Genomic DNA, 24,478 nt, shown 5'->3' with positions numbered 1-24,478 from the left:
GAAGAACGAATGGCACGTATTGCAGGGGTTAACATCCCAAATCATCAGCACACCGTGATCGGCCTGACGGCAATTTACGGTATCGGCCGCCCGCGCGCGCAGTTCATCTGCGCCCAGACGGGTGTTGCGACCAACAAGAAGATCAAGGACCTGGACGACAGCGAGCTGGAAAAGCTGCGTGATGAGATCGGCAAGTTCGTTGTTGAAGGCGACCTGCGCCGCGAACTGTCGATGAACATCAAGCGTCTGATGGACCTGGGTTGCTACCGCGGCATGCGTCACCGTAAGGGCCTGCCGGTCCGCGGTCAGCGCACCCGCACCAATGCACGTACCCGCAAAGGTCCGCGCAAAGCCGCTCAATCGCTGAAGAAATAATCTAGGAAACCACTATGGCTAAGCAACAAAGCAGCGCTGCAGCAGCACGCGTTCGCAAGAAGGTCAAGAAGAACGTCGCTGAAGGCATCGCGCACGTCCACGCTTCCTTCAACAACACGATCATCACGATCACCGATCGCCAGGGCAATGCCCTGTCGTGGGCAACTTCCGGTGGCGCCGGCTTCAAGGGCTCCCGTAAGTCGACCCCGTTCGCAGCGCAGGTTGCTGCCGAAGCGGCTGGCAAAGTGGCGCAGGAATGCGGCGTGAAGAACCTGGAAGTGCGTATCAAGGGCCCGGGTCCTGGTCGCGAATCCGCTGTTCGCGCGCTGAACAACCTGGGTATCAAGATCACCGAGATCCAGGACGTGACGCCAGTGCCGCACAACGGTTGCCGTCCTCCGAAGCGTCGTCGTATCTAATACGACCGCCATTCGGTAAGACCATGGCCGGGCCTTCGGGACCGGCCACCGTCACACTGAAGTAAAAATTGCTGGAACAGTTGATCGGAAACGGTTACACTGTCCGGCTATTTTTGCCTGTCCATTTTTAGCGGACGGGCTTGTTGAGCCACCGTCTGACGGATTAGAGGGTCAGACTAGCGCCTGTTTTCATCCGATGCTGCATCCGATGGAATCCGGGGCGTCATTTAATATTCAAGGAAAATACCGTGGCACGTTATATCGGACCAAAAGCAAAACTCTCCCGCCGTGAAGGCACTGACCTGTTCCTGAAGAGCGCCCGCCGCTCGCTGGATTCGAAGTGCAAACTGGACGTCAAGCCAGGCCAGCACGGCGTGAAGTCGGGTGCCCGCACCTCCGACTACGGCAACCAGCTGCGCGAAAAGCAGAAGGTCAAGCGTATGTACGGCATCCTGGAACGCCAGTTCCGCCGTTACTTCGCCGAAGCCGACCGCCGCAAGGGCAACACCGGCGAAACGCTGCTGACGCTGCTGGAGACCCGCCTGGACAACGTTGCTTACCGCATGGGCTTCGGCTCCACGCGCGCTGAAGCACGCCAGCTGGTGTCGCACAAAGCGTTCACCGTGAACGGCAATGTCGTGAACATCGCTTCCTACGTCGTCAAGACCGGCGACGTGATCGCCGTGCGCGAAAAGGCCAAGAAGCAGACCCGTATCGTTGAAGCGCTGTCGCTGGCGGAACAAGTCGGCATGCCGGCATGGGTGTCGGTCGATTCCAAGAAAATGGAAGGCACCTTCAAGTCGTTCCCGGAACGTAGCGAAATCGCTGCCGACGTCAACGAATCGCTGATCGTCGAACTGTATTCGCGTTAATCGCAGTCGCTGACGTAGCACTACGCTGCAATCAGTAGCAATAATGCCCACTCCTAAGCAGAGTGGGCTTTTTCACTAATGCCATCAGCCTTATCGGTGTAACGAGCCGAGGGTAATGAAAAGGACATTTCAATGCAAAACAGTTTGTTGAAGCCACGTATTATCGACGTCGAAGCGCTGGGCGCCGGTCACGCAAAAGTCGTGATGGAACCGTTCGAGCGCGGCTACGGCCACACGCTGGGCAATGCCCTGCGTCGCGTGCTGCTGTCGTCGATGATCGGCTACGCGCCGACCGAAGTCACCATCGCCGGCGTTGTGCACGAGTACTCGTCGCTGGATGGCGTGCAGGAAGACGTGGTCGACCTGCTGCTGAACCTGAAGGGCGTGGTCTTCAAGGTCCACAACCGCGATTCCGTCACCCTCACGCTGAAGAAAGAGGGCGAAGGCGCCGTGCTGGCATCGGATATCGATCTGCCGCACGATGTGGAGCTGATCAACCCGGATCACGTGATCGCTCACCTGACCGCCGGTGGCAAGCTGGACATGCAGATCAAGGTCGAAAAAGGCCGTGGCTATGTGCCGGGTAACGTGCGCCGCCTGTCCGAAGACACGAACAAGACGATCGGCCGCATCATCCTGGACGCATCGTTCTCGCCCGTGCGCCGTGTCTCGTATGCCGTGGAATCGGCCCGCGTGGAACAGCGTACCGACCTGGACAAGCTGATCATCAACATCGAAACGAACGGCGTGATCACGCCGGAAGAAGCGATCCGCCAGTCGGCACGCGTGCTGGTCGACCAGCTGAACGTGTTCGCCGCGCTGGAAGGCACGGAAGCCACCGCCGAAGCGCCGTCGCGTGCTCCGCTGGTCGATCCGATCCTGCTGCGCCCGGTCGACGACCTGGAACTGACCGTCCGTTCGGCAAACTGCCTGAAGGCCGAGAACATCTACTACATCGGCGACCTGATCCAGCGTTCGGAAAACGAACTGCTGAAGACGCCGAACCTGGGCCGCAAGTCGCTGAACGAGATCAAGGAAGTGCTGGCATCCCGCGGCCTGACCTTGGGCATGAAGCTGGAAAACTGGCCGCCGGCAGGCCTGGAAAAGTAATTTGCACCACCGCCCGGCGCATGTCGCGCCGGGCGTTAATCACTCTAATAACCGACCCGCGCCTCCATCAAACCTGGCGATCGAAGAGTCCGGAATTAAACACCTAGAAAGGAAGTACCATGCGTCACCGTCACGGCCTCCGTAAACTGAACCGTACCTCGTCCCACCGTCTGGCAATGCTGCGCAACATGACCGTTTCGCTGCTGCGTCACGAAGCGATCAAGACCACCGTGCCGAAAGCCAAGGAACTGCGTCGCGTCGTCGAGCCGATCCTGACCCTGGGCAAAACCGACACGCTGGCCAACAAGCGCCTGGCATTCGCCCGCCTGCGCGACCGCGAAATCGTCCAGAAGCTGTTCGCTGAACTGGGCCCGCGCTACGCCACCCGTAACGGCGGCTACCTGCGTATCCTGAAGATGGGCTTCCGCGTCGGCGACAACGCACCGATGGCCTACGTCGAACTGCTGGACCGTCCGGAACCAAGCGACATCGAAGCAGCACCGACCGCTGAAGAGTAATCTTCTCGTCGTCCAGAAAAAGCCGGGCTTGCCCGGCTTTTTCTTTTGCACATCACATCGTTCGGGCATTTAGGGATACCATCTCGGGGTTCACCCCGCCGAGTAGCCGCATGCCTTTCCTGTCCCGCATCCTGATCCTGTTGGCGATGTTCCTTTCGCCGCTGCCGTCGGCGCACGCCGACGAAGAATTCCTTCCCCCTGAAGTCGCCTTCCAGTTTTCGGCACGCATGGCCGATGCACACACGGTCGAAGCCACGTGGACGATCGCGCAGGGCTACTACATGTACCGCGAGCAGTTCAAATTCCGGGCAACAGGCGCCCGGCTCGGCACGCCGGAGATTCCGCCTGGCAAGGTCAAGTTCGATGAAACGTTCAACAAGGAAGTGGAAACCTACCGCCACCGCGTGACGATCCGCGTGCCGGCGGAGGCCGCCGGCACGTTCTCGCTCATTGCCACCGGCCAGGGCTGTTCCGACAAGGGCCTGTGCTATTCCCCACAGGATGCGACGGCGCGGCTATCCCCCACAGGCGGTCCCGCCGCGTCAGCGGGTGCCTTTGGCCTGCCGACGATGAGCCGCCCGGGGGACCCGCTGATGGACGTGCCCGCCGAAGCGCTGCCGGCGCCTGCCTCCATCGCGCCTCAAAGCGAGCTGGGCCGCATTGAAGGCGCGCTGCAGGGCGGCCGGATGGCGGTCATCGTGCCCCTGTTCCTGCTGCTCGGGCTCGGCCTGGCGTTCACGCCATGCGTGCTGCCGATGGTGCCGATCCTGTCGTCGATCGTCGTCGGGGAGGGACGTCAGGCGGGCCGTGGCCGCGGTCTCGTGCTGTCGCTGAGTTATTCGCTGGGCATGGCAATCGTCTACACGGGCCTGGGCGTCGCGGCAGGCCTGGCCGGCGAGGGCCTTGCCGCCGCGCTGCAGAAGCCCTGGGTGCTCGGCGCTTTCGGCGCCTTGATGGCATTGCTCGCATTGTCCATGTTTGGCGTATATGAATTGCAGGTGCCCGCCGCGATCCAGACCCGGCTTGCCGCCGCATCCGGACGCCGTTCCGGCGGCAAGCTGGCCGGCGTGTTCGCCATGGGCGCCATCTCGGCGCTCATCGTCGGGCCCTGCGTTGCCGCGCCGCTGGCCGGGGCGCTCGTCTATATCAGCCAGACCCGCGACGTGGTCATCGGCGGCACCGCGCTGTTTTCAATGGCTGCCGGCATGAGCCTGCCGCTGATACTCGTCGGTGTATCGGCCGGTGCACTGTTGCCGAAAGCCGGCGCATGGATGGATACGGTCAAGCGCTTCTTCGGCGTATTGTTGCTGGCAATGGCCTGGTGGCTGGTATCGCCCGTATTGTCGGGCGTGGTGCAAATGGCCGGATGGACGCTGTTGAGCATTGCCTATGGCAGCTATCTGCTGCGGCACCATAAACGTTTGCCGGCGCAACTGGTCGCGGCATTATTCATTGCCTTCGGCATCGTTCAAATGGTTGGGGTTGCGACAGGCGCGCGTGATCCCCTGGCTCCGCTGGCGCATTTGCGCGGTGGGGCCGCAAACGAACTCCATTTCAAGCGGATCGCAAGCGTGGCGGCATTGGACCGGATACTGGCCGATACGGGTGGGAAAACCGTCATGCTCGATTTTTATGCCGACTGGTGTGTCGCCTGCAAGGAAATGGAAAAGCTGACGTTTGTCGAGCCTGCCATCCGGCAGCGCCTGGAAAATACGATCCTGCTCCAGGTCGACGTCACGGCCAATAACGAAGCCGATAAAGCACTCCTGAAGCGATTCAATCTCTTCGGGCCGCCCGGAATCATTTTCTTCGATCGCAATGGCCGGGAAATCGCCGACAGCCGCGTCATCGGTTTTCAGGATGCCGATCAATTCCTTGAATCGTTGAGCAAGCTGGATTGATCCGGCCGCATGACGAGCAAAGCGCCTGCGGGCGCTTTTTTTTCGTGCCGGCTGTCGAAGTCTGCACCACAGCAGGCGCAGTACGCTGCTCCAAGCTAATATTGAGCGCAATCAGGCCAGAATCTGGCATGATTGCGCGAATAATAGGCCGGCGAACCGTCCTCGGATTACGCTACCGGATCAACCGCGGCGATGCGCATGGCCTTTATGCCTGCCTTGACCTGGATGCGTGTCGAATACTTTTTGCTGCTCCGGGGTCAGCGTCGCATAAAAAGTTTTCAGCGCTTCCAGCCGGGTTTCCTGGTGCGCGATGCGTGCTTTCAACAGCTCCAGCTGTTTCTCGGCGCGCTGTGGGGCATTCAACTCCTTGAACGAAACACGGTCTGCCCGGCCAATCGGCTGTCGCGGTTCGATAGCCGCGATATAGGTTTTCCACGCTGCTTCCTGATTGGGTGCCAGTTTCAATGCATCATGCAGTTTTTGCTGACGCAGTTGAATGCGTTCCGCGCGTTTCGCCGGATCGAATTTCGTTTCGGCATAAGCGCGATGTTGCGGCGTTTCCTGGGCTGGTGCCGCCATCGCGGTGGAACCAACGGAAAGTACGGTCAGGCCAACGATAATGCTTTTGAGAAGGATGTTCATTTTTAAATCCTTTGGTGAGTAAATCGAATGTGCTTGCAGCACTGCACGGAAAACAGTCTCTCAATGCGGTGTTTCCGCGAAGTGTCGCGATCGCCTGTTTTTGTATCCGTTTGTTTCCCTTTGCTACCACTTGAAAAAGCCGCAATGCATATACAAGACGATACAAACCGCCGTTGGTCTTCCTCTGCCGAACTGGCGATAATTGGAGGATGGAACCCATATCTAGCATTCTGATCGTCGACGACGATCGCGATATCCGCACGCTGCTGGCGGACTACCTGGAGTCCAACGGCTACCGCACGTTCGGCGCGGCGGACGGCACGGCCATGTGGAAGCTGCTGGACGAAACCAAGCCCGACCTCATCGTGCTCGACCTGAACATGCCCGGCGAAGACGGCCTCACGCTGTGCCGCAAGCTGCGTGCGCACTCGAACCTGCCGGTGATCATGCTGACCGCCCGCAGCGAACCGCTGGACCGCATCCTCGGCCTCGAGATGGGCGCCGACGATTACCTGCCGAAGCCATTCGAGCCACGCGAGCTGCTGGCCCGCATCCGCAGCGTACTGCGGCGCAGTAACTCGATGCCGTCCGGCGGCATGGACAAAGCCTCGCAAATCCGCTTTTCGAACTGGACGCTCGACCTGACCGCGCGCCACCTGCTGAATCCCGATGGCGTGGTGATCATGTTGTCGGGTGCCGAATTCCGTCTGCTGAAAGTATTCCTCGAGCACCCGAACCGCGTGCTGAACCGCGACCAGCTGCTGAACCTGACCCAGGGCCGCGATGCCGACCCGTTCGACCGCTCGATCGACATCCAGATCAGCCGCCTGCGGCAAAAGCTCGGCGAAGATGCACGGGTGCCGCAGATCATCAAGACGGTGCGCAATGGCGGCTATGTGCTGGCCGGCGCCGTCGCCGTCGAGCCACGCGCGTAGAACAGGAGCGAGCGGCCGGTGAGCACGCTGAAAAATTTCGTCAACTCCATGACCGGGCGCGTGTTCCTGGCGCTCATGGTCGGCATCGTCGCGTCCGCCGCGCTCACGCAATGGCTGGCCGTCAACGAACGCCAGCGCACGCTGGAACGTTATCGCACCTACCATGCGCTGGAGCGGGCCGAGCAGATCATCGAAACCACCGACGTGGTGCGCCCCGAATCGCGCGCGCAATACCTGGCCGTCTCCAGCAAGAGCAGCATGCGGCTGGAGATCGCCACCGACGCCGACCTCACGCTGCACCCGGGCACGGAATTCTCCATCGCCCTGGCACAGCGGCTGCCGCGCGATTTCCAGGTGATTCCCATGGCCGAGCGGCCGCCGCAATGCGAACAGCGCACCAGCACGATGACGCTGTTCGGCCCCGGCCCCTGGCGCGGCACGTGCGAATCCGTCAAGGTCGTGATGACGGACGGGCAAGTGCTGAAGCTGTCGGTACTGCCGCCGCGCGGTTCGATCCCCACCGGCCACAACGAATATGCCGTCTTCGTGCCCTTCCTGCTGTGCATCGCCATCCTGGCCTATTTCGTCACGCGGATGGCGGTGCGTCCGGTCAAGCAACTGGCCCAGGCCGCGAAAGACCTGGGCAACGACATCAACAAGCCGCCGCTGGAACTGGCTGGTGCCGCCGAGATCCGCCAGGCGAGCGCCGCGTTCAATGCCATGCAGGGGCGCATCCGCCAGCACATTATCCAGCGCACCGAAATGCTGGCCGCGATCACGCACGACCTGCAAACGCCGCTGACGCGCATGCGCCTGCGACTGGAAAAGGTCAACGACGCCGACCTGCAGCAGAAGCTGATCGGCGACCTGTCGGCCATGCAGCAGATGATCCGCGAAGGCCTCGACCTGGCGCGCAGCATGGATACGACCGGCACGATGCAGAAGCTGGACCTCGATTCGCTGCTGGACAGCGTGTGCGCCGATGCGATCGACGCGGGCCAGCAGGTCGAGCTGAAGGGCCGGGCCGGCATGGCGCTGCTGGGGCGGCCGCTGGACGTGCAGCGCTGCCTCGTGAACCTGATCGACAACGCCGTCAAATATGGCCAGAAAGCCCATGTGACGGTCGAACGGCTGGCCGGCGCGGCCCGCATCCGCATCCGCGACGAAGGGCCGGGCATTCCGCAAGACCAGCTGGCGCGCGTGTTCGAACCGTTCTACCGCGTCGAAACGTCGCGTTCGCGGGAATCCGGCGGCACCGGCCTCGGGCTGACGATCGCCCGCAATATCGCCGAGCAGCATGGTGCCACGCTGAGCCTGGCCAACGGCGATGCCGGCGGCCTGGAAGCGGTACTGACATTGCCCGAGCTGTACGCGGGCAAATGACCATGCGGGCAAGTGAACGTGCAGACGATCACGCCCTTGCGGTCACCATGTCGTAGCAGTTCGATGCGACAATGTCCGACTGATTCCGCAAAGAAACATTGCAGAAGCATTGCGGGGAAGCTTATTCCGATACCACCACCAGCAGTCAAAAAAACACAATGAAAAAGTCCACCTTGGGAGTACTGGTCGCTGCCGCCGTCGCCGTGGGAGCCGGCGCCTGGCATTTCACGCACACGCCACCGGAAGCGCAGCATGCCGGCGCGGGCAAAGGCGAGGAAAAGGGGCAAGGTCCCACCACCGTCAATGTCGTGTCGCCAAAACGTCAGGACGTGCCCGTGATCCTGCAGGCCAACGGCACCGTGAGCCCGATCAGCACCGTGGACCTGCACCCGCAGACCACGAGCACGATCGTCAAGGTGCACGTGAAGGAAGGCGATTTCGTCAAGGAAGGCCAGCTGATGTTCTCGCTGGACAGCCGCAGCGAATCGGCCAACCTGCAAAAGGCGCAAGCCGAGGTGGCGCGTGACCGCGCCACGCTGGCCGACCTGGAGCGGCAATACAAGCGCAGCATGGAACTGCTGGGCCAGAAGTTCATCGCCCAGGGCGCCGTCGACACGCTGAAAAGCCAGGTCGATGCCGCCCGCGCCGAGCTCGAAGCGAACGTCGCGGCGGCCCGCGCGATCCAGGTCGGCCAGAGCTACACGGCGATCCGCGCGCCGATGTCGGGCCGGGTGGGCGGCATCGACGTCTACCCGGGCAGCCTGGTGCAACTGTCCACGTCGCTGACGACCATCACCCAGCTCGATCCGATCAATGTCGCCTTCACGATCCCGGAAACGAACCTGGCCGCGCTGCTCGATGCCCAGCGCGCGGGCAAGGTGCCGGTGCACGTGTTCCACCGCGATTCCAAGACGCCGATCGAGGGCCGGCTGTCGTTCATCGACAATACGGTCGACCCGCAGGCCGGCGTGATCCGCGTGAAAGCGCAGTTCGCCAACAGCGACACGCGGCTGTGGCCCGGCCAGTACGTGAACACGGAAGTCACCGTGCAGACGCTGCGCGATGCCCTCGTGGTGCCGCAGAATGCGATCATCACGAACACCCGCGGTACCTTCGTCTACACGGTGGCGACGGACGGCACGGCCAGGGTGGCCAACGTCGAACGCCTGCATGCGTTCGGCGGCAACGCGGCCGTGCGCGGGCTGGCAGGCAATGAAAAGGTGATCGTCGAAGGCAAGCAGAACCTGCGCCCCGGCGGCAAGGTACGCGTCGCCGAGGCGCGGCCATCCGATGCGCGGCTGGCCGAGCAGGGCAAAGCCGCGGGCGGTGTCGAATGAACCTCTCCGAGCTCTCGATCCGGCGCCCCGTGATGGTGGTGCTGCTGTCGCTGTCGCTGATCCTGGCGGGCGTGCTGGCCTACCTGTACATCCCGGTCGCCGCGCTGCCCAGCTATAACACCCCGATCATCAACGTGTCGGCCGACCTGGCCGGCGCCAGCCCGGACACGATGGCGTCATCCGTCGCGCTGCCGCTGGAAAAGCAGTTTTCCACGATTCCGGGCCTCACGCTGATCACCTCGACAAGCACGCAGGGCAATACGTCGCTCACGCTGGAGTTCGATTCCAGCATCGACGTCAACGAAGCGGCCGTCGACGTGCAGGCCGCGCTGCTGCGCGCACAGCGGCAGCTGCCGCAGGAAATGACGGACCTGCCGTCGTACCGCAAGATCAACCCGGCCGATGCGCCGGTGCTGTTCATGGCGATGAATTCGCCGTCGCTGTCGCTGTCGGAGCTGAACGACTATGCGGAAAACCTGATCGCGCCGAGCCTGTCCACCTTGCCCGGCGTGGCGCAGGTGCGCGTCAACGGCCAGAAGCGCTTTGCCGTGCGCGTGCGCGCGAAATCGGACCTGCTCAACGCCCGCGACCTTACGCTGGCCGAGGTGCAGGCAGCGATCCGCAGCGCCAACGCCAACACGCCGCTGGGCGTGCTCGACGGCCCCGACCAGACCCTGACGATCCAGGGCAACGCCCAGCTGATGAAGGCGGCCGATTACCGCGACCTGATTATCGCCACCCGCAACGGCGAGCCGGTGCGGCTGAAGGACGTGGCGACCGTCGAGGACAGCTTCCAGTCCATCAAGTCGGTCGGCAGCTACAACGGCGAACGGTCCATCGTGCTGCTGGTGCAGCGCCAGCCCGATGCCAACACGGTGCAGGTGGTCGACAGCGTGAAGGCGCTGCTGCCGCGCTTCCGCGCGCAGCTGCCGGAGTCGATCAACATCAGCCTCGTCAACGACCGCTCCATATCGATCCGCGAAGCGATCCACGACGTCAATCTCACACTGGCGCTGACCATCGTGCTGGTGGTGCTGGTGATCTTCCTGTTCCTGCGCCGCGCGGTGGCCACCGTGATCCCCGCCATCACGATGCCGATTTCGCTGCTGGGTGCGCTGGCGCTGCTGTATGCGCTGGGCTACAGCCTGGACAATATCTCGCTGCTCGGCATCACGCTGGCCGTCGGGCTCGTCGTCGACGATGCCATCGTGGTGCTGGAAAATATCGTGCGGCACATCGAGCATGGCAAGAAGCCGCTGCAGGCGGCGCTGATCGGTTCGCGCGAGATGGGGTTCACCATCGTGTCGATCTCGATCTCGCTGGTGGCCGTGTTCATCCCGATCTTCTTCATGCCCGGCGTGATGGGGCTGATGTTCCGCGAATTCGCCGTCATCGTGGCGCTGGCCGTGCTGGTCTCGGCTCTGATCTCGCTCACGCTGGTGCCCATGATGGCGGCGCGTTTCCTGCCCGCAGATTCGCATGAAGCAGCGGGCGACGATACGTTCCTCGGCCGCCATTTCGAGCGGGGCTTCAACGCCGTGCTGAAGGGCTATGGCCGCACGCTGGACGCGGCGCTGCGCCACCGCTACCTCGTGCTGGCCGTGGCCGTGGGCACGTTCGTGCTGACCGTGATCATGTATGCCACGATGCCGAAGGGTTTCTTCCCCGAAGAGGACATCGGCCAGTTCCGCGTGAACACGGAAGCCTCCGAAGACATCTCGAGCACGGCGATGGTGGCCTTGCAGGATCGGGTGGCCGCCATCATCAAGGCCGATCCGGCCGTGAACAGCGTGGTGTCGTTCACCGATGGCGGCAACTCGGGCCGCATGTTCGTGGTGCTGGTGCCGCGCGGCGACCGCAAGGCGATGCCCGAGGTGCTGGAAGGCTTGCGCAAGCAGATGCGCGACGTGGCCGGCATCCAGGTCTACATGTCGCCCGTGCAGAACCTGCAGCTGGGCGGCCGTCCCAGCAAGAGCCGCTACCAGTACACACTGCAATCGGTGAGCCCCGATTCGCTGAACGACTGGTCCGAGCGCTACCTGGAACGCATGCGCGCCGACCCCGACTTCCGCGACGTGACCAGCGATTCGCAGAACAAGGGCCTGCAGGCCACGCTGAACATCGACCGCGACAAGGCCAGCACGCTGGGCGTGGCGATCGGCGACCTGCGCACCGCGCTGTACCTGGCATTCGGCGAGCGGCAGGTGTCCACGATCTACTCGTCCGCCGCCAGCTACTACGTGATCCTGGAAGCGGCCGACGAAGACCGCCGCTACGAGGATGCGCTGAACAAGGTCTCGGTGCGCAACGCGGCCGGGCAACTGATCAAGCTGTCCAGCTTTGCCACCGTGCAGCGCACGATCGGCCCCACGGCCGTCAACCACCAGGGCCAATTGCAGGCCGTGACGGTGGCGTTCAACCTGGCGCCCGGCGTGCCGCTGGGCCGCGCCACCGCGAAGATCGATGCGATGGGCCAGGAATTCGGCCTGCCGCCATCGATCATCACCAACTATGGCGGCGATGCGGCCGTGTTCGAGAAATCGCAGGGCAGCCAGGTGATCCTGATCGTGGCCGCGCTGGCCGTCATCTACGTGCTGCTGGGCGTGCTGTACGAAAGCTTCATCCACCCGCTGACGATCCTTGCCGGCCTGCCGTCCGCCGCGGTGGGCGCGCTGTTCACGCTGTGGCTGTTCGACATGGACCTGACGATGATCGCCATCATCGGCATCCTCATGCTGATCGGCATCGTGAAGAAGAACGCCATCATGATGATCGACTTCGCGTTGCAGGCGCAGCGCGAGCACGGCATGGCCCCGGCCGCCGCGATCCGCGAGGCGTGCATCCTGCGCTTCCGCCCGATCATGATGACGACGCTGGCCGCCTTCATGGGCGCGCTGCCGATCGCGCTGGGCCTCGGCGCCGGCGCCGAACTGCGCCAGCCGCTGGGCCTGGCCGTGTGCGGCGGGCTGATCTTCTCGCAGGTGATTACGCTGTATGTCACCCCGGTCATCTACCTGTTCCTCGACAAGTACAGCGGCAACGGCCCGATGGGCGACGCGGAACTGGCCGAGCTGCCGCCGGAACCGCCAAAGGTCGGGCTGAAGGCCGTGTCGTAGAGAAAAACAGGGGTCAGACCCCTGTTTCTCGGAAAAATTGCCTGGAAACAGGGGTCTGACCCCTGTTTGGCGGCAACTTTACCCAGCATGGCGCCCATTAGGGGAGGCTGAAGACCGGGTTTCTTGGTCTCAACTGTCGCCCATGAGTCAGATACATACGGTAACATCCGTTAACTGCAAGCTCGCGTAAGCTTGCCCGACTTGGCCCGGCACCGCCGGTTTCGCGCACAGAAAACGGTTTATCTTGCTCCAGCACAGCCATACCCACGGTTCCGACGAAGTCTGCCCCACCTGCGGCCAGGTCATCCCGGCCGTTGGCCTGCCGCTCCGGTATGGTGACAACAAGCCGAACCGTACTGGCCTGGCCATCGCGATCGGCCTGCATGTCCTGCTCGCCGCGTTGATTCTCATGAATCCGCAAATGCAGATCAAGCTCAACCCGCCATCGAAGGCCGGCGAAATGGTGTACATCACGCCGCCATCGCCAACGCCTACGCCGCCCAAGCCGCAGCCGGCACCGCAAAAACCGTCGCCGCAGAAACAACCGAAAGTGGCCCAGGCCAAGCCGCGTCCGGCGCCGCCACCGCCGATCAAGCGCACGAACAACGATGCGATCACCGATCCGCGCAGGCAGGAAACGCCGCCGCCGCCGGTCAAGGCCGACATGACCCCGCCGCCGCCGGACGTGACCGACATGTCGCAGATGGTGGAAGCGGCACGCCGCCGCCGCGGCGCCGTCGAAACCCCGACCACGGAAAGCGCCGAGAGCGCCGATGCGAAAGCCAAGGCCCGCGCGGTCGCCAACATCATGGGCGCCCAGGGGCGCAATGCCGCCGGCGAGCGGGAAGATTCGGGCGGCATCTTCGATGTGCAGAACCAGACCTTCAACAGCGCCGACCTGAAGTTCCGCGGCTGGAACACGAACTTCAAGCGCCGCTGGCTGTCGCAGGTGAAGGTCGAGCTGGGCAGCGAGATCGACATCGAGAACGCCGTCGTCACGAAGATGATCGAACTGATCCGCAAGGAAAAGCCGGGCGACTTCGAATGGGAGTCGCACCGGCTGGGCCGCGTCGTGAAGATGAGCGCCCGGAAGGAAGACGAAGCCGAGCTGCGCGCCTTCCTGCTGAAGGAAATGTACCCGCGCTATATCCGCCCGGCGGGTCGCTGACGACCGATCAGGCCCGCTGCGGCGGGCGTTCGGTTGCCTCGCCGATCCAGTAAAGCAACGCCGCCGCCGGCATCGCCATGCCGGCCAGCAGCGCGGCATGCCAGCCATGGCGGGCATACATCCAGCCGCCCAAGGCGGAGCCCGCGGCACCGCCGGCAAAGAACACCGCGAAATACAGGCCGTTCAGGCGGCTGCGCACTTCCGCGCCCAGCGTGAAGATCGCGCGCTGGCCCAGCACCAGGTTCGCGGCCACGCCCATGTCCAGCACGATCGAGGCGAGTACCAGGATGGCCAGCGCCACGTGGTGCGAATCCGGCGCCAGCAGCGGGAGTGCAAAGCCCAGGATGCCCAGCCCCAGCGCGGCGGCCGTTGCCGCAACGCTGTGGCCCGCGTCGGCCAGCTTGCCGGCGACCGGCGATGCGACCGCGCCAGCCATGCCGACGAGCGCGAAGATCGCGATGCCCGTCTGCGACAGGTTGAATGACGGGCCAGCCAGCGCCAGCGGCACCACGGTCCAGAACAGGCTGAACGAACCGAACAGGCCAGCGTGGTAGGCCGCACGGCGGCGCAGCACCGGCGTCGTTCGGAACAGCATCCACAGCGAACCGATCAGCCTGGCATACGAGGTACGCTCGTGGGGCACCCGCTGCGGCAGCTTCACCCGCAGTACGGCGGCAAGCAGCGCAATGAGCACCGCCGCGCCGGCAAAGACCACGTGCCAGCTCGCATGGTCGGCGATGAGGCTGGCCGCCGGCCGCGCCAGCATGATGCCCAGCAGCAGGCCGCTGACGACCTTGCCCACCGTGTGCCCCCGCTTCGATTCGTGCGACAGGTGGGCGGCGAACGGCACAAGGATCTGCGCGGCCACGGAGCCGAGGCCGATCGCCAGCGCCGCGGCCAGGAAGACCGGGGCGCTGGTGGCGAATGCGGCGACGGCGAGGGCGATGGCCGTGGCGACGAGCGCCGTCACGACCAGGCGGCGGTTTTCCAGCAGGTCGCCCAGCGGCACGATGAACAGCAGGCCCAGCGTATAGCCGACCTGCGTCAGCGTGACGACAAGCCCGGCGGCATCGGCCGACAGCCCCGTAGCGGCCGCGATCGGCCCCACCAGCGTTTGGGCGTAGTACAGGTTGGCGACGATCAGCCCGGCCGCGGCCGCCAGCAGCAGCACCATCGAGGGGGCAATGTGTTCGGGATGCGGTTTTTCGTGCGAAGTCATGGTCTTCCCCATGTAATGAATCGAGTGGAGCCAGTCTACGGAGCAGCGATCGGCCAGGAATCAGCCATCGGGGCCGCCGCCTGCCGGCAAGAATGGATGGGGGAAGTGTACGTAGCGAAAGAGAGAAGATAATCCACTAATAATCGCCCTATACTTTTCACATCATGTGAACAATGGGCGCCACCATGGACAAACTTCGCGCAATGCAGGTCTTCGTGCGCATCGTCGAAGCCAACAGCTTTACCCGTGCGGCCGAAACGCTGGGCCTGCCGCGGGCGGCGCTGACAGCCACGATCAAGAACCTGGAGGCCTATCTGGGCACCACGCTGCTGCAGCGGACCACGCGCCGGCTGGCGCTGACACCGGATGGTGCCGAGTACCATGCGCAATGCGTGCAGATCCTCGATGCGGTGGCCGCTTCGGAGCGGGCCTTCCGGGCCGGTGCCGGGCCGCGCGGGACGCTGCGGGTCGACTTGCCGGACGCCGTCGGCCGCCACGTGGTCCTGCCGCATATCGCCGGCTTTGCCGATGCGTGGCCGGCGCTGGCGCTGACCCTCAGCTTTTCCGACCGCCTCGTCGACCTCACGCAGGAAGGCATCGATTGCGCGCTGCGCGTGGGCGCCTTGCAGGATTCGGCGCTGGTGGGACGCGAAATCGGCAGCATGCGTTTCGTCACGTGCGCGGCGCCGGCCTACCTCGACCGGCACGGCATGCCTGGGTCGATCGACGACTTGCGGCACCACCACGGCATCGTGCATTTTTCCGGCCGCACGGGCCGGCCGTTCGACTGGGATTTCGTGGCCGACGGCCAGGTGGTGAAGGCGCAGGTGCCGGGGCGTATCGCCGTCGACAACGCCGATGCCAACGTGGCCTGCGCGCTGCAGGGGCTGGGCATCACCCAGGCAGCGCGCTACCAGGTGCGCGATCACCTCGAGCGGGGAGGGCTGGTGGAACTGCTGGCCGCGACGCCGCCGGCACCCATGCCCGTCTCGCTGCTGTATCCGCGCGGGCGGACGGCCGCGCCGAAGTTGCGCGTGTTCGTGGACTGGATCGCGGCAAGGCTGGCGGCAGAGCCGGATCTGTGCCTGTCTGCCAGTAATGTTTCCTAAAACCGGGGACTGTCCCCGCTTTTTGGAAACATCCCGGATAAGCGACTTTTCGTTATCTCTCGTCGACGCATTGCCTGCTTATTCCTGCAAAAAAGTTGCCAAAATAAAGGGACTGTCCCCGGTGTGGCAGTGTTGTTCTGCAACCAGCCGAGCAATAAAAAAGCGGGCCATTGGCCCGCTTGATCGACGAGAAGACGCCCCTTTACAGGGTTTTCAGCTTGCGTGCGATATCGAGCGCGAAGTAAGTCAGCACGCCATCCGCGCCGGCCCGCTTGAAGGCCAGCATCGATTCCATCATCACCTTGTCGTGATCGAGCCAGCCATTCTGCGCGGCGGCCTTGATCATCGCGTACTCGCCGCTGACCTGGTAGGCGAAGGTGGGCACCTTGAATTCGTCCTTCACACGGCGCACGATGTCGAGATACGGCATGCCGGGCTTGACCATCACCATGTCCGCGCCTTCCTGCAGATCGCCGGCCACTTCGCGCAGCGCCTCGTCGCTGTTGGCGGGATCCATCTGGTACTGGTTCTTGTCGCCCTTGCCCAGGTTTTTCGCGGAGCCCACGGCGTCGCGGAACGGGCCGTAGAACGCCGACGCGTACTTGGCCGAGTAAGCCATGATGCGCGTGTGGATGTGGTCCTTGCCTTCCAGCGCCAGGCGGATCGCGCCGATGCGGCCGTCCATCATGTCCGAGGGCGCGACGACATCCACGCCCGCCTCGGCCTGCGCCAGCGCCTGGCGTACCAGCATGTCGGTGGTGATGTCGTTGATGACATAGCCGGCGTCGTCGATCAGGCCATCCTGGCCATGGCTCGTGTAGGGGTCGAGCGCCACGTCGGTGAGGATGCCGAGTTCCGGGAAATGCTTCTTCAGTTCGCGCACGGCGCGCGGCACCAGGCCTTCCGGGTTCGTCGCTTCGATGCCGTCCGGCGTCTTCAGCGCTGCGTCGATGACGGGGAACAGCGCCAGCACCGGAATGCCCAGTGCCACGCACTCCTCGGCCACCTTCAGGAGCAGGTCGACCGACACGCGCTCCACGCCCGGCATCGACAGCACCGGCTCGCGCACGTTCGTGCCTTCGAGGATGAACACCGGGTAGATCAGGTCCGCCGCGGTGACGGTGTTTTCGCGCATCAGCGCGCGGGAGAACGGATCGCGGCGCATGCGGCGCATGCGCATCGCGGGGAACTGGGCGGAGAAGTGTGGGCTGTGCATCGTGTGATTCCGAGTCAGGTGGAGGAAGGCGGATCGGTGTCGGCAGGCGCGCCGTCCCCGGTCTCGTCACCGGCGCCTTGTTCCTGTGCCGCTGCGTCCCCTGCATTGTCCAGGTCATCGTTCAGGCCGACCAGCTCCTCGATCTTCGCCGTGGCTTCCTCGATACCCACGCGCTTGAGCGCGGAGAACAGCTGCACGGTGAACGGGAAGCCTTCGCCGTCTTCGTCGACATAGCTGTCCAGCTTGGCCTGCGTCTGCCGCAGCACGTTGACGGCTTCGTTGCGGGTCAGCTTGTCGGCCTTGGTCAGGATGCAGTGGATCGGCTTGCCCGTGGGCGCGAACCATTCCAGCATCTGGATATCGAGGTCGGTGAACGGGCGGCGCGCATCCATCATCAGCACCAGCGCGGCCAGCTGTTCGCGCTGCTGTACATAGTCGCCCAGCAGGCGCTGCCAGTGCAGCTTGGCGTTGCCCGAGACTTCGGCATAGCCGTAGCCGGGAAGGTCGGCGACCAGGCAGCGCAGTTCATCCATGTTGATCGGGTCATGGCGGTGCATCGCCACATGCGCACCCCCGATCGAGAAGAAGTTGATGTGCTGCGTGCGGCCTGGCGTCTTCGATGCGAATGCCAGCCCCTTCTGGTTGCACAGGATATTGATGGCGGTCGATTTGCCTGCGTTGGAACGGCCGGCGAAGGCGATTTCCGGCACCGTGGTACGGGGCAGGTCGCGCAGGTGGTTGACGGTCGTGAAGAAGCGGGCTTGCCAGAGCTTGGACATTGAAGAATTGCTACGAGAACAGGCAGTTATGCCGGGAAGCTATTGTACAATAAGGAGTTACGACCCGCTTCCATGCGGGCCGGCGCGCCCGAACATTGCGACATTTTATTGACTCGTTTCCGTAAGTTTCCCTACGTTGTCTGAATGAGGTGCTGAATGTATCGTAAGTATTCACCAGTGGTACGCTCGATGTTCATTGCAATGATGGTCTTTGCGGGAACGGCCAGCGCCGCCACCCCGCAGGCGCCCAAGGTGGATCCGGCCAAGGGCGCCACGCTCTATGCCGATGGCGATCCCGCCCGCGGCCTGCCTTCCTGTCTTTCCTGCCACGGCGCCGCCGGCAATTCCACGATCGTCGCCAATCCCAAGCTCGCGGGCCAGCCCGAGGGTTACCTGTACAAGCAGCTGGTGGACTTCACGAAACCGGATCGCGCGCAGCCCATCATGACCATGTACGCGAAGATGCTGACGGACGAGGAAAAGAAAAACATTTCCGCCTACCTGGCCGCGCAGTCGCAAAAGCCGGGTGCCGCGAAGGTTCGCGACTCCATCGAGCTGGGCAAGAAGATCTACCGCGGCGGCCTGGCCGAGAAAGCCGTGCCGGCCTGCGCCAGCTGCCACGGGCCGGCGGGTGCCGGCAACCCGTCGAAATACCCGCGCATCGGCGGCCAGCACCAGGATTACACGATCGCCCAGCTGGGCGCGTTCAAGGGCCATGGCCGCAAGAACAGCGCCGAGATGACAACGATCGCGCAGCGCATGTCCGACGATGAAATCAAGGCCGTGGCCGATTATGTGGCGGGGCTGAAGTGACCCGGTGCCTGGCTTGAAGCACAGGCACGCGCGGTTCATTCGGCAAAAGAATTGGCAATATGCATGAAAAAAAGGCGGCTACCACGACGGGGCCGCCATTTTTTTTGTTACTATGCCTGGCGAAATTGTATACAAAAAGCCGGGTTTCACATGAGCACCACAGAATGAGCACCACTGAATGAGCACCGCTGAATGAGTACTACAACGACGGGCATCCGTCTCAATACCCGCCGCCCGGCGCTGAACGAAGCGTTCGAACTGCTGTCCTCGATGCGATTCGCGATCGCGCTGCTGGTGATGATCGCCATTTCCGCCATCATCGGCACGATCATGCAGCAGAACCAGCCGATGTCGAACTATGTGAACCAGTTCGGCCCGTTCTGGTTCGACGTGTTCGGCAAGCTGGGGCTGTATGCGGTCTACTCCGCCTGGTGGTTCCTGCTGATGATGGGCGTCCTCGTCGTCTCCACGTCCTTGTGCATCCTGCGTAACGCGCCGAAGATGGTGAAGGACATGCGCAGCTGGCGCGAGAACGTGCGCGAACAGTCGCTGCGCAATTTCCACCACAAGGCCGAGTGGCAGGCGGCGCTGGCGCCCGATGCGCTGGCCGGCCAGGTGGCGCAGCGCCTCGTGCATGCGGGCTACCAGGCCAAGGTGGTGGCCAAGGATGGCGGGCTGCTGGTGGCGGCCAAGCGCGGCGCGGCCAACAAGTTCGGCTACATCTTCGCGCACAGCGCGATCGTGATCATCTGCGTGGGCGGGCTGCTCGACTCGGACATCCCGATCCGCGTGCAGGAATGGGCGCTGGACAAGACACCCTTCAAGGGCAACGGCCTGATCGCGGAGATTCCGGAAAAACACCGGCTGGGCGTATCGAACCCCACCTTCCGCGGCAATACCGTGATCCCGGAGGGGCAGGCCAGTGCGTCCGCCGTGCTGTCGCGGCCGGACGGAGTGCTGATCCAGGATCTGCCATTCGTCATCGAGCTGAAAAAATTCACGATCGATTTCTACAGCACCGGCATGCCGAAGCTGTTCGCCAGCGATGTCGTCGTGCGCGACCGCGTCACCGGCGAAACGCAAAGCGCCACCATCGAGGTGAACAAGCCGCTGATCTGGAAAGGGCTGGCCGTGTACCAGGCCAGCTTCGAGGATGGCGGCAGCAAGCTGAAACTGACGGGCTTCCCGATGACCGGCACGAAGAGCGGCCAGTTCGCGCTCGACGGCATCGTGGGCGAAGCCACGAAGCTGGACGATGCCCACACGATCGAGTGGGCGGACTTCCGGCCGTTCAACGTGGAAAACACGGCCAACCAGGATGTGCGCGCCGTGAAGCAGGGCGAGAAACTGGGCAACGCCTTTGCCCTGGGCCTCGACAAGCACCTGGGCTCGGCCGCCAAGAACGCCAACAACAAGGACCTGAAAAACGTCGGCCCCAGCGTGCAGTACAAAGTGCGCGACAGCACGGGCCAGGCGCGCGAATACCAGAACTACATGCAGCCAGTCACGCTGGAAGGCGTGCCGATGTTCCTGTCCGGCGTGCGCGCCAGTCCGAGCGATCCGTTCAGCTACCTGCGCATTCCCGCCGACGACGAGCACAGCGTGCGCGACTGGATGCGCCTGCGCGCCGCGCTGCACGATCCCGCGCTGCGCGAGCGCGCCGCCAACGCGTATGCTGGCCGCATGTCGCCCGGGGCAGGCAAGGGCGATGGCAAGAGCGAAACGGTGCAGTCGCAACTGGCGCTGTCGGCCCGGAAGAGCCTCGAGATCTTCGCCGGCGACAAGGATGCGGGCGGCTACATGTCGGTCAGCCGCTTCCTGGAAAAAGTGCCCCAGGCCGAGCAGGAAAAGGCGGCCGACATCTTCATGAAGATCCTGAACGGCACGCTGTGGGAGCTGTGGAACGTGGCGCGCGAACGCGACGGCCTGGCCGCCATCGTACCGGACGAGCCCCATGCCCGCTGGCTGCAGCTGGCAATGAACGGCCTGTCCGACAGTTTCTTCTACGGCGCACCGGTGTACCTGCAGCTCGACGAATTCGAGCAGGTGAAGGCCTCCGTCTTCCAGGTCACGCGCTCGCCGGGCAAGTCGGTGGTGTACCTGGGCTGCCTGTTCCTCGTGCTGGGTGTGTTCGCCATGTTCTACATCCGCGAGCGGCGCCTGTGGGTGTGGGTGCGGGCCGACGATGGCGGCACGGGCGGCGCCCATGCGCTGATGGCGATGAGCACGCAACGCCGCACGCTCGACTTCGACCGCGAATTCGACGAATTGAAGGAAAAGCTGCCGCTGGAGGCGTAAGCTGGCGGAACATGCTGGGACATGCAGAGAACGTGCAGTCAATCGACAGGCAGGAAATGAAGAGCTGGAGACCATGATGGACATCACCCAAAAGCAACCCTACGCGGCCGACCCCGGCTATTTCCGCCGGCTGTCGGCTTACGACTGGGTATTCGGCCTGGTGCTGCTGGGCGGCGCGCTGTTCGGCCTGAACCGCTATGGCGCCTACATGGACGTCTATGAAAAGGCGATCCTGCTGCTGTCCGTGCCCACGTTCGCGGCGCTGGGCTGGCATTGGAAACCCATGCGCACCCTGATGGTGGCGATGACGGTGCTGTCACTGGGCGCCATCGCCATGTATGGCGGCGACCTGGCCGCGGGCGAACAGCGCTTCTGGCTGCGCTACATGCTGTCGAGCCAGTCCGCGATCCTGTGGATGAGCGTGTTCTTCTTCCTGTCCACGCTGTTCTACTGGATCGGGCTGGTATCGCGGTCCGCCGCGGGCGGCGCGATCGGCGCCCGGCTGTGCTGGGGCGGCCTGCTGCTGGGCTGGACCGCGATGATGGTGCGCTGGTACGAGTCCTACCTGATCGGGCCGGACGTGGGCCACATCCCGATCTCGAACCTGTATGAAGTGTTCATCCTGTTCTGCCTGATCACGGCAATGTTCCACCTGTACTACGAAGGGCGTTACGCCACGCGCCAGCTCGGCCCGTTCGTGATGATGATCGTTTCGGCCGCGGTGGGTTTCCTGCTGTGGTACACGGTCACGCGCGATGCGCACGAGATCCAGCCGCTGGTGCCGGCGCTGCAGAGCTGGTGGATGAAGATCCACGTGCCGGCCAACTTCATCGGCTACGGCACGTTCGCGCTGGCGGCGATGCTGGGCTGGGCATTCCTGCTGAAGTACGAACGGCCGCGCACCATGTGGATCTGGCTCGTTGCCGTGCCGCTGGGGTTCATCGCCCTCATCAACCTGGTGGCCTTCGCCACCGGCGCGAGCGAAGCCATCCGCAGCTCGACGGTGGGCACCAGCAAGTTCATCTTCGTGCTGGCCGTGCTGTTCGCGGTGACGAACCTGCTGCGCAACCGGCTGGCGGACCGCATTCCGGATGCCGAGGTGCTGGAGGACATCATGTACAAGTCGATCTCGGCGGGCTTCGCGTTCTTCACGATCGCCACGATCCTGGGTGCGCTGTGGGCGGCCGAGGCCTGGGGCGGCTACTGGTCGTGGGACCCGAAGGAAACGTGGGCGCTGATCGTGTGGCTGAACTATGCGGCATGGCTGCACATGCGGCTGATGTCCGGCCTGCGCGGCCGCGTGGGCGCATGGTGGGCGCTGGTCGGCCTGGTGGTCACCACGTTTGCCTTCATGGGGGTCAACATGTTCCTGTCGGGCCTGCATTCCTACGGCGAACTTTAACCGGCGGGCGGGCACCGGTTTAATGCTGTCCTAAACGAATGGTTTCCGGGATTGGTGTAAGGTTTGTATAAATCCTTACTGCCCGGAGCCATCATGCTGATCAAACGTTCCCCCAACGGCATCGACCTGCCGTTTTCATCGGAAATCACGCCGCGCCATGTGTTTGAATCGCGGCGTGATTTCATCCGGCAGATCGCCGCCGGGTCGATCGCCAGCGGCGCCCTGGTCGAGATGCTGACGCGCGAAGCGTTCGCCCAGGGAACCAGCCCGAAGCTGGCGGCGAAACTCAATCCCGCCTACTCGGCGCTGGACAAGCAGACGCCCCGCAAGGATGCGACCACCTACAACAACTTCTACGAGTTCGGCACGGATAAAAGCGATCCGGCGGAGAACGCCGGCACGCTGCGCACGCGGCCCTGGACGGTGGCGATCGAAGGCGAAGTGAAAAAGCCCATGACGCTCGATATCGACTCGCTGCTCAAGCTCGCTCCGCTGGAGGAGCGCGTGTACCGGCTGCGCTGCGTGGAAGGGTGGTCGATGGTGATCCCGTGGGTGGGCTACTCGTTTGCCGAGATCATCAAGCGCGTGGAACCGACCGGCAACGCGAAGTACGTGGAATTCACCACGCTGGCCGACCGGCAACAGATGCCGGGCATCCGCAGCCGCGTGCTGGACTGGCCCTACGTGGAAGGCTTGCGTCTCGACGAAGCAAACCATCCGCTCACGCTGCTCACGCTGGGCATGTATGGCGACGTGCTGCCGAACCAGAACGGCGCCCCGGTGCGCATCGTGGTGCCGTGGAAGTACGGCTTCAAGTCGGCCAAGTCCATCGTGAAGATCCGCTTTACCCGCGACATGCCGCGCACCGCATGGAACAAGTCCGCGCCGTCCGAATACGGCTTCTATTCGAACGTGAACCCCGACGTGGACCACCCGCGCTGGTCGCAGGCTTCCGAGCGGCGCATCGGCGAGGATTCCTTCCTGTCCCGCAAGCGCAAGACGCTGCCGTTCAACGGCTATGGCGACGTCGCCTCGCTGTACACGGGCATGGACCTGAAGAAGTGGTTCTGAGGCGGAGATCCTGATGCAGCCTTCCACGAAACAGCTTGTCGGCATCAAGGCGCTGGTACACCTGCTGGCGCTCGTGCCGCTCGCGCGGCTGGTGTACCTCGTGTTCACCGACGCGCTGGTCGAACCGCTGCAGTACATCACGCACTCGACCGGCGACTGGACGCTGTACTTCCTCTGCATCGCGCTGGCCGTGACGCCGCTGCGGCGGGTGACGAAATGGAACTGGTTGCTCAAGCTGCGGCGCATGCTGGGCCTGTATGCGTTCTTCTACGGCGTGCTGCACTTCACCACGTTCCTCTGGTTCGACCATTTCTTCGACGTGGCGGGGATGCTGAAGGATGTGGTCAAGCGCCCGTTCATCCTCGTTGGCTTCATCGCCTTCGTGCTGCTCATTCCATTGGCCGCAACGAGCACCAACGCGATGGTCAAGCGGCTCGGCGGCAAGAAGTGGCTGTGGCTGCACCGGCTGATCTATGCGATCGTGCCCCTCGGCGTGCTGCATTACTGGTGGATGAAGGCCGCCAAGAACGACCTGGCGCAGCCGCTGCTGTTCGCCTGCATCGTCGCCGCGCTGCTGCTGGTGCGCGTGTGGTGGGCGCGGCAGAAAAGCAAAGCGCCGGCTCGCGCCAGCGCCTGAATCTTTCCCAGCACCGGGGTCAGACCCCAATTTCAGGAAATGTTTCTTCAATTCGGGGTCAGACCCTAATGCCGTTCAGTTAGCGTTCGGCAGGCATGTCGAATCCGCATGCATACACTCCAAAAGCGAAGGTCTGGGGTCAGACCCGCTGGGGCGCA

21 protein-coding genes are annotated in these 24,478 nt (G+C 63.6%); 17 read left to right on the top strand and 4 right to left on the bottom strand.

Annotated features, from left to right (window positions below; translation table 11 throughout):
• Positions 1-9: 9 nt before the first annotated feature.
• The 6 genes from rpsM to dsbD all read left to right on the top strand — a co-directional run bounded on the left by rpsM (position 10) and on the right by dsbD (position 5,195).
• Entirely contained in the window at positions 10-375 is a 366-nt protein-coding gene (gene rpsM / locus ACY65G_RS17870; RefSeq protein ID WP_130186538.1) for a 30S ribosomal protein S13, read from the top strand.
• A 14-nt stretch (positions 376-389) separates the two neighbouring features.
• Positions 390-794 carry a 30S ribosomal protein S11 gene (gene rpsK, locus ACY65G_RS17865; RefSeq protein ID WP_028101645.1) on the top strand — a complete coding sequence of 135 codons (405 nt, stop codon included), beginning with the start codon at positions 390-392 and terminating at the stop codon, positions 792-794.
• A 248-nt stretch (positions 795-1,042) separates the two neighbouring features.
• Complete coding sequence (gene rpsD / locus ACY65G_RS17860; protein ID WP_464998660.1) at positions 1,043-1,666, top strand: 30S ribosomal protein S4; 624 nt, start codon at positions 1,043-1,045, stop codon at positions 1,664-1,666.
• Between the two features lie 132 nt (positions 1,667-1,798).
• Positions 1,799-2,776 carry a DNA-directed RNA polymerase subunit alpha gene (locus ACY65G_RS17855; RefSeq protein WP_130186536.1) on the top strand — a complete coding sequence of 326 codons (978 nt, stop codon included), beginning with the start codon at positions 1,799-1,801 and terminating at the stop codon, positions 2,774-2,776.
• 119 nt (positions 2,777-2,895) lie between these two features.
• Positions 2,896-3,294: a 50S ribosomal protein L17 gene (gene rplQ, locus ACY65G_RS17850; protein WP_130186535.1), complete on the top strand. Its 399-nt coding sequence runs from the start codon at positions 2,896-2,898 to the stop codon at positions 3,292-3,294.
• Positions 3,295-3,404: 110 nt separating this feature from the next.
• Entirely contained in the window at positions 3,405-5,195 is a 1,791-nt protein-coding gene (gene dsbD, locus ACY65G_RS17845; protein WP_464998659.1) for a protein-disulfide reductase DsbD, read from the top strand.
• A 180-nt stretch (positions 5,196-5,375) separates the two neighbouring features.
• Here dsbD and ACY65G_RS17840 read toward each other — a convergent pair whose 3' ends face one another.
• Positions 5,376-5,837 carry a Spy/CpxP family protein refolding chaperone gene (locus ACY65G_RS17840; protein WP_464998658.1) on the bottom strand — a complete coding sequence of 154 codons (462 nt, stop codon included), beginning with the start codon at positions 5,835-5,837 and terminating at the stop codon, positions 5,376-5,378.
• 209 nt (positions 5,838-6,046) lie between these two features.
• Between ACY65G_RS17840 and ACY65G_RS17835 the strand changes: the two genes are divergently transcribed.
• The 5 genes from ACY65G_RS17835 (at position 6,047) to ACY65G_RS17815 (ending at position 13,776) form a co-directional block, all read left to right on the top strand.
• Positions 6,047-6,772, top strand: coding sequence for a response regulator (locus tag ACY65G_RS17835; protein WP_464998657.1), 726 nt, complete (start codon positions 6,047-6,049; stop codon positions 6,770-6,772).
• A 27-nt stretch (positions 6,773-6,799) separates the two neighbouring features.
• Positions 6,800-8,155, top strand: coding sequence for an ATP-binding protein (locus ACY65G_RS17830; protein ID WP_464998715.1), 1,356 nt, complete (start codon positions 6,800-6,802; stop codon positions 8,153-8,155).
• A 158-nt stretch (positions 8,156-8,313) separates the two neighbouring features.
• Positions 8,314-9,492, top strand: coding sequence for an efflux RND transporter periplasmic adaptor subunit (locus tag ACY65G_RS17825; protein WP_464998656.1), 1,179 nt, complete (start codon positions 8,314-8,316; stop codon positions 9,490-9,492).
• Entirely contained in the window at positions 9,489-12,608 is a 3,120-nt protein-coding gene (locus tag ACY65G_RS17820) for an efflux RND transporter permease subunit (protein ID WP_464998655.1), read from the top strand. Before ACY65G_RS17825 ends, ACY65G_RS17820 begins: the two co-directional genes overlap by 4 nt.
• A 244-nt stretch (positions 12,609-12,852) precedes the next feature.
• Positions 12,853-13,776 carry a hypothetical protein gene (locus tag ACY65G_RS17815; protein WP_464998654.1) on the top strand — a complete coding sequence of 308 codons (924 nt, stop codon included), beginning with the start codon at positions 12,853-12,855 and terminating at the stop codon, positions 13,774-13,776.
• A gap of 7 nt (positions 13,777-13,783) precedes the next feature.
• Here ACY65G_RS17815 and ACY65G_RS17810 read toward each other — a convergent pair whose 3' ends face one another.
• Positions 13,784-14,995, bottom strand: a complete 1,212-nt coding sequence (locus ACY65G_RS17810) for an MFS transporter (RefSeq protein ID WP_464998653.1) — start codon at positions 14,993-14,995, stop codon at positions 13,784-13,786.
• A gap of 185 nt (positions 14,996-15,180) precedes the next feature.
• Between ACY65G_RS17810 and ACY65G_RS17805 the strand changes: the two genes are divergently transcribed.
• The gene (locus ACY65G_RS17805; protein WP_464998652.1) at positions 15,181-16,104 is read left to right on the top strand and encodes a LysR family transcriptional regulator; all 924 of its coding nucleotides are present in this window, start codon (positions 15,181-15,183) and stop codon (positions 16,102-16,104) included.
• Between the two features lie 202 nt (positions 16,105-16,306).
• On the opposite strand, the gene hemB is transcribed toward ACY65G_RS17805, so the two are convergent.
• Together hemB and yihA are read right to left on the bottom strand one after the other, a co-directional pair.
• The gene (gene hemB / locus ACY65G_RS17800) at positions 16,307-17,320 is read right to left on the bottom strand and encodes a porphobilinogen synthase (RefSeq protein ID WP_464998651.1); all 1,014 of its coding nucleotides are present in this window, start codon (positions 17,318-17,320) and stop codon (positions 16,307-16,309) included.
• Between the two features lie 14 nt (positions 17,321-17,334).
• Positions 17,335-18,099 carry a ribosome biogenesis GTP-binding protein YihA/YsxC gene (yihA, locus tag ACY65G_RS17795; protein ID WP_464998650.1) on the bottom strand — a complete coding sequence of 255 codons (765 nt, stop codon included), beginning with the start codon at positions 18,097-18,099 and terminating at the stop codon, positions 17,335-17,337.
• A gap of 189 nt (positions 18,100-18,288) precedes the next feature.
• On the opposite strand from yihA, the gene ACY65G_RS17790 reads away from it, so the two are divergent.
• The 5 genes from ACY65G_RS17790 (at position 18,289) to ACY65G_RS17770 (ending at position 24,320) form a co-directional block, all read left to right on the top strand.
• Positions 18,289-18,912 carry a c-type cytochrome gene (locus ACY65G_RS17790; protein ID WP_464998649.1) on the top strand — a complete coding sequence of 208 codons (624 nt, stop codon included), beginning with the start codon at positions 18,289-18,291 and terminating at the stop codon, positions 18,910-18,912.
• Positions 18,913-19,104: 192 nt separating this feature from the next.
• Positions 19,105-21,210, top strand: a complete 2,106-nt coding sequence (locus ACY65G_RS17785; protein ID WP_464998648.1) for a cytochrome c biogenesis protein ResB — start codon at positions 19,105-19,107, stop codon at positions 21,208-21,210.
• Between the two features lie 73 nt (positions 21,211-21,283).
• A complete protein-coding gene (ccsB, locus tag ACY65G_RS17780) occupies positions 21,284-22,612 on the top strand; it encodes a c-type cytochrome biogenesis protein CcsB (RefSeq protein WP_464998647.1) in 1,329 nt (442 codons plus the stop codon).
• Between the two features lie 93 nt (positions 22,613-22,705).
• A complete protein-coding gene (msrP, locus tag ACY65G_RS17775) occupies positions 22,706-23,683 on the top strand; it encodes a protein-methionine-sulfoxide reductase catalytic subunit MsrP (RefSeq protein WP_464998646.1) in 978 nt (325 codons plus the stop codon).
• A gap of 7 nt (positions 23,684-23,690) precedes the next feature.
• Positions 23,691-24,320: a protein-methionine-sulfoxide reductase heme-binding subunit MsrQ gene (locus tag ACY65G_RS17770; protein ID WP_464998714.1), complete on the top strand. Its 630-nt coding sequence runs from the start codon at positions 23,691-23,693 to the stop codon at positions 24,318-24,320.
• Positions 24,321-24,478 lie beyond the last annotated feature (158 nt).

The organism is Pseudoduganella sp. jia 12, assembly GCF_055502675.1.
Note: the sequence above shows the minus strand (reverse complement) of the source record. Positions and strands in the feature narration are given on the sequence as shown.

Coding starts and splice junctions, on each gene's coding strand:
- rpsM (WP_130186538.1), top strand. CDS start 10: ATGGCACGTATTGCAGGGGTTAACATCCCAAATCATCAGCACACCGTG.
- rpsK (WP_028101645.1), top strand. CDS start 390: ATGGCTAAGCAACAAAGCAGCGCTGCAGCAGCACGCGTTCGCAAGAAG.
- ACY65G_RS17855 (WP_130186536.1), top strand. CDS start 1,799: ATGCAAAACAGTTTGTTGAAGCCACGTATTATCGACGTCGAAGCGCTG.
- rplQ (WP_130186535.1), top strand. CDS start 2,896: ATGCGTCACCGTCACGGCCTCCGTAAACTGAACCGTACCTCGTCCCAC.
- dsbD (WP_464998659.1), top strand. CDS start 3,405: ATGCCTTTCCTGTCCCGCATCCTGATCCTGTTGGCGATGTTCCTTTCG.
- ACY65G_RS17840 (WP_464998658.1), bottom strand. CDS start 5,837: ATGAACATCCTTCTCAAAAGCATTATCGTTGGCCTGACCGTACTTTCC.
- ACY65G_RS17835 (WP_464998657.1), top strand. CDS start 6,047: ATGGAACCCATATCTAGCATTCTGATCGTCGACGACGATCGCGATATC.
- ACY65G_RS17825 (WP_464998656.1), top strand. CDS start 8,314: ATGAAAAAGTCCACCTTGGGAGTACTGGTCGCTGCCGCCGTCGCCGTG.
- ACY65G_RS17820 (WP_464998655.1), top strand. CDS start 9,489: ATGAACCTCTCCGAGCTCTCGATCCGGCGCCCCGTGATGGTGGTGCTG.
- ACY65G_RS17810 (WP_464998653.1), bottom strand. CDS start 14,995: ATGACTTCGCACGAAAAACCGCATCCCGAACACATTGCCCCCTCGATG.
- ACY65G_RS17805 (WP_464998652.1), top strand. CDS start 15,181: ATGGACAAACTTCGCGCAATGCAGGTCTTCGTGCGCATCGTCGAAGCC.
- hemB (WP_464998651.1), bottom strand. CDS start 17,320: ATGCACAGCCCACACTTCTCCGCCCAGTTCCCCGCGATGCGCATGCGC.
- yihA (WP_464998650.1), bottom strand. CDS start 18,099: ATGTCCAAGCTCTGGCAAGCCCGCTTCTTCACGACCGTCAACCACCTG.
- ACY65G_RS17790 (WP_464998649.1), top strand. CDS start 18,289: ATGTTCATTGCAATGATGGTCTTTGCGGGAACGGCCAGCGCCGCCACC.
- ACY65G_RS17785 (WP_464998648.1), top strand. CDS start 19,105: ATGAGTACTACAACGACGGGCATCCGTCTCAATACCCGCCGCCCGGCG.
- ccsB (WP_464998647.1), top strand. CDS start 21,284: ATGATGGACATCACCCAAAAGCAACCCTACGCGGCCGACCCCGGCTAT.
- msrP (WP_464998646.1), top strand. CDS start 22,706: ATGCTGATCAAACGTTCCCCCAACGGCATCGACCTGCCGTTTTCATCG.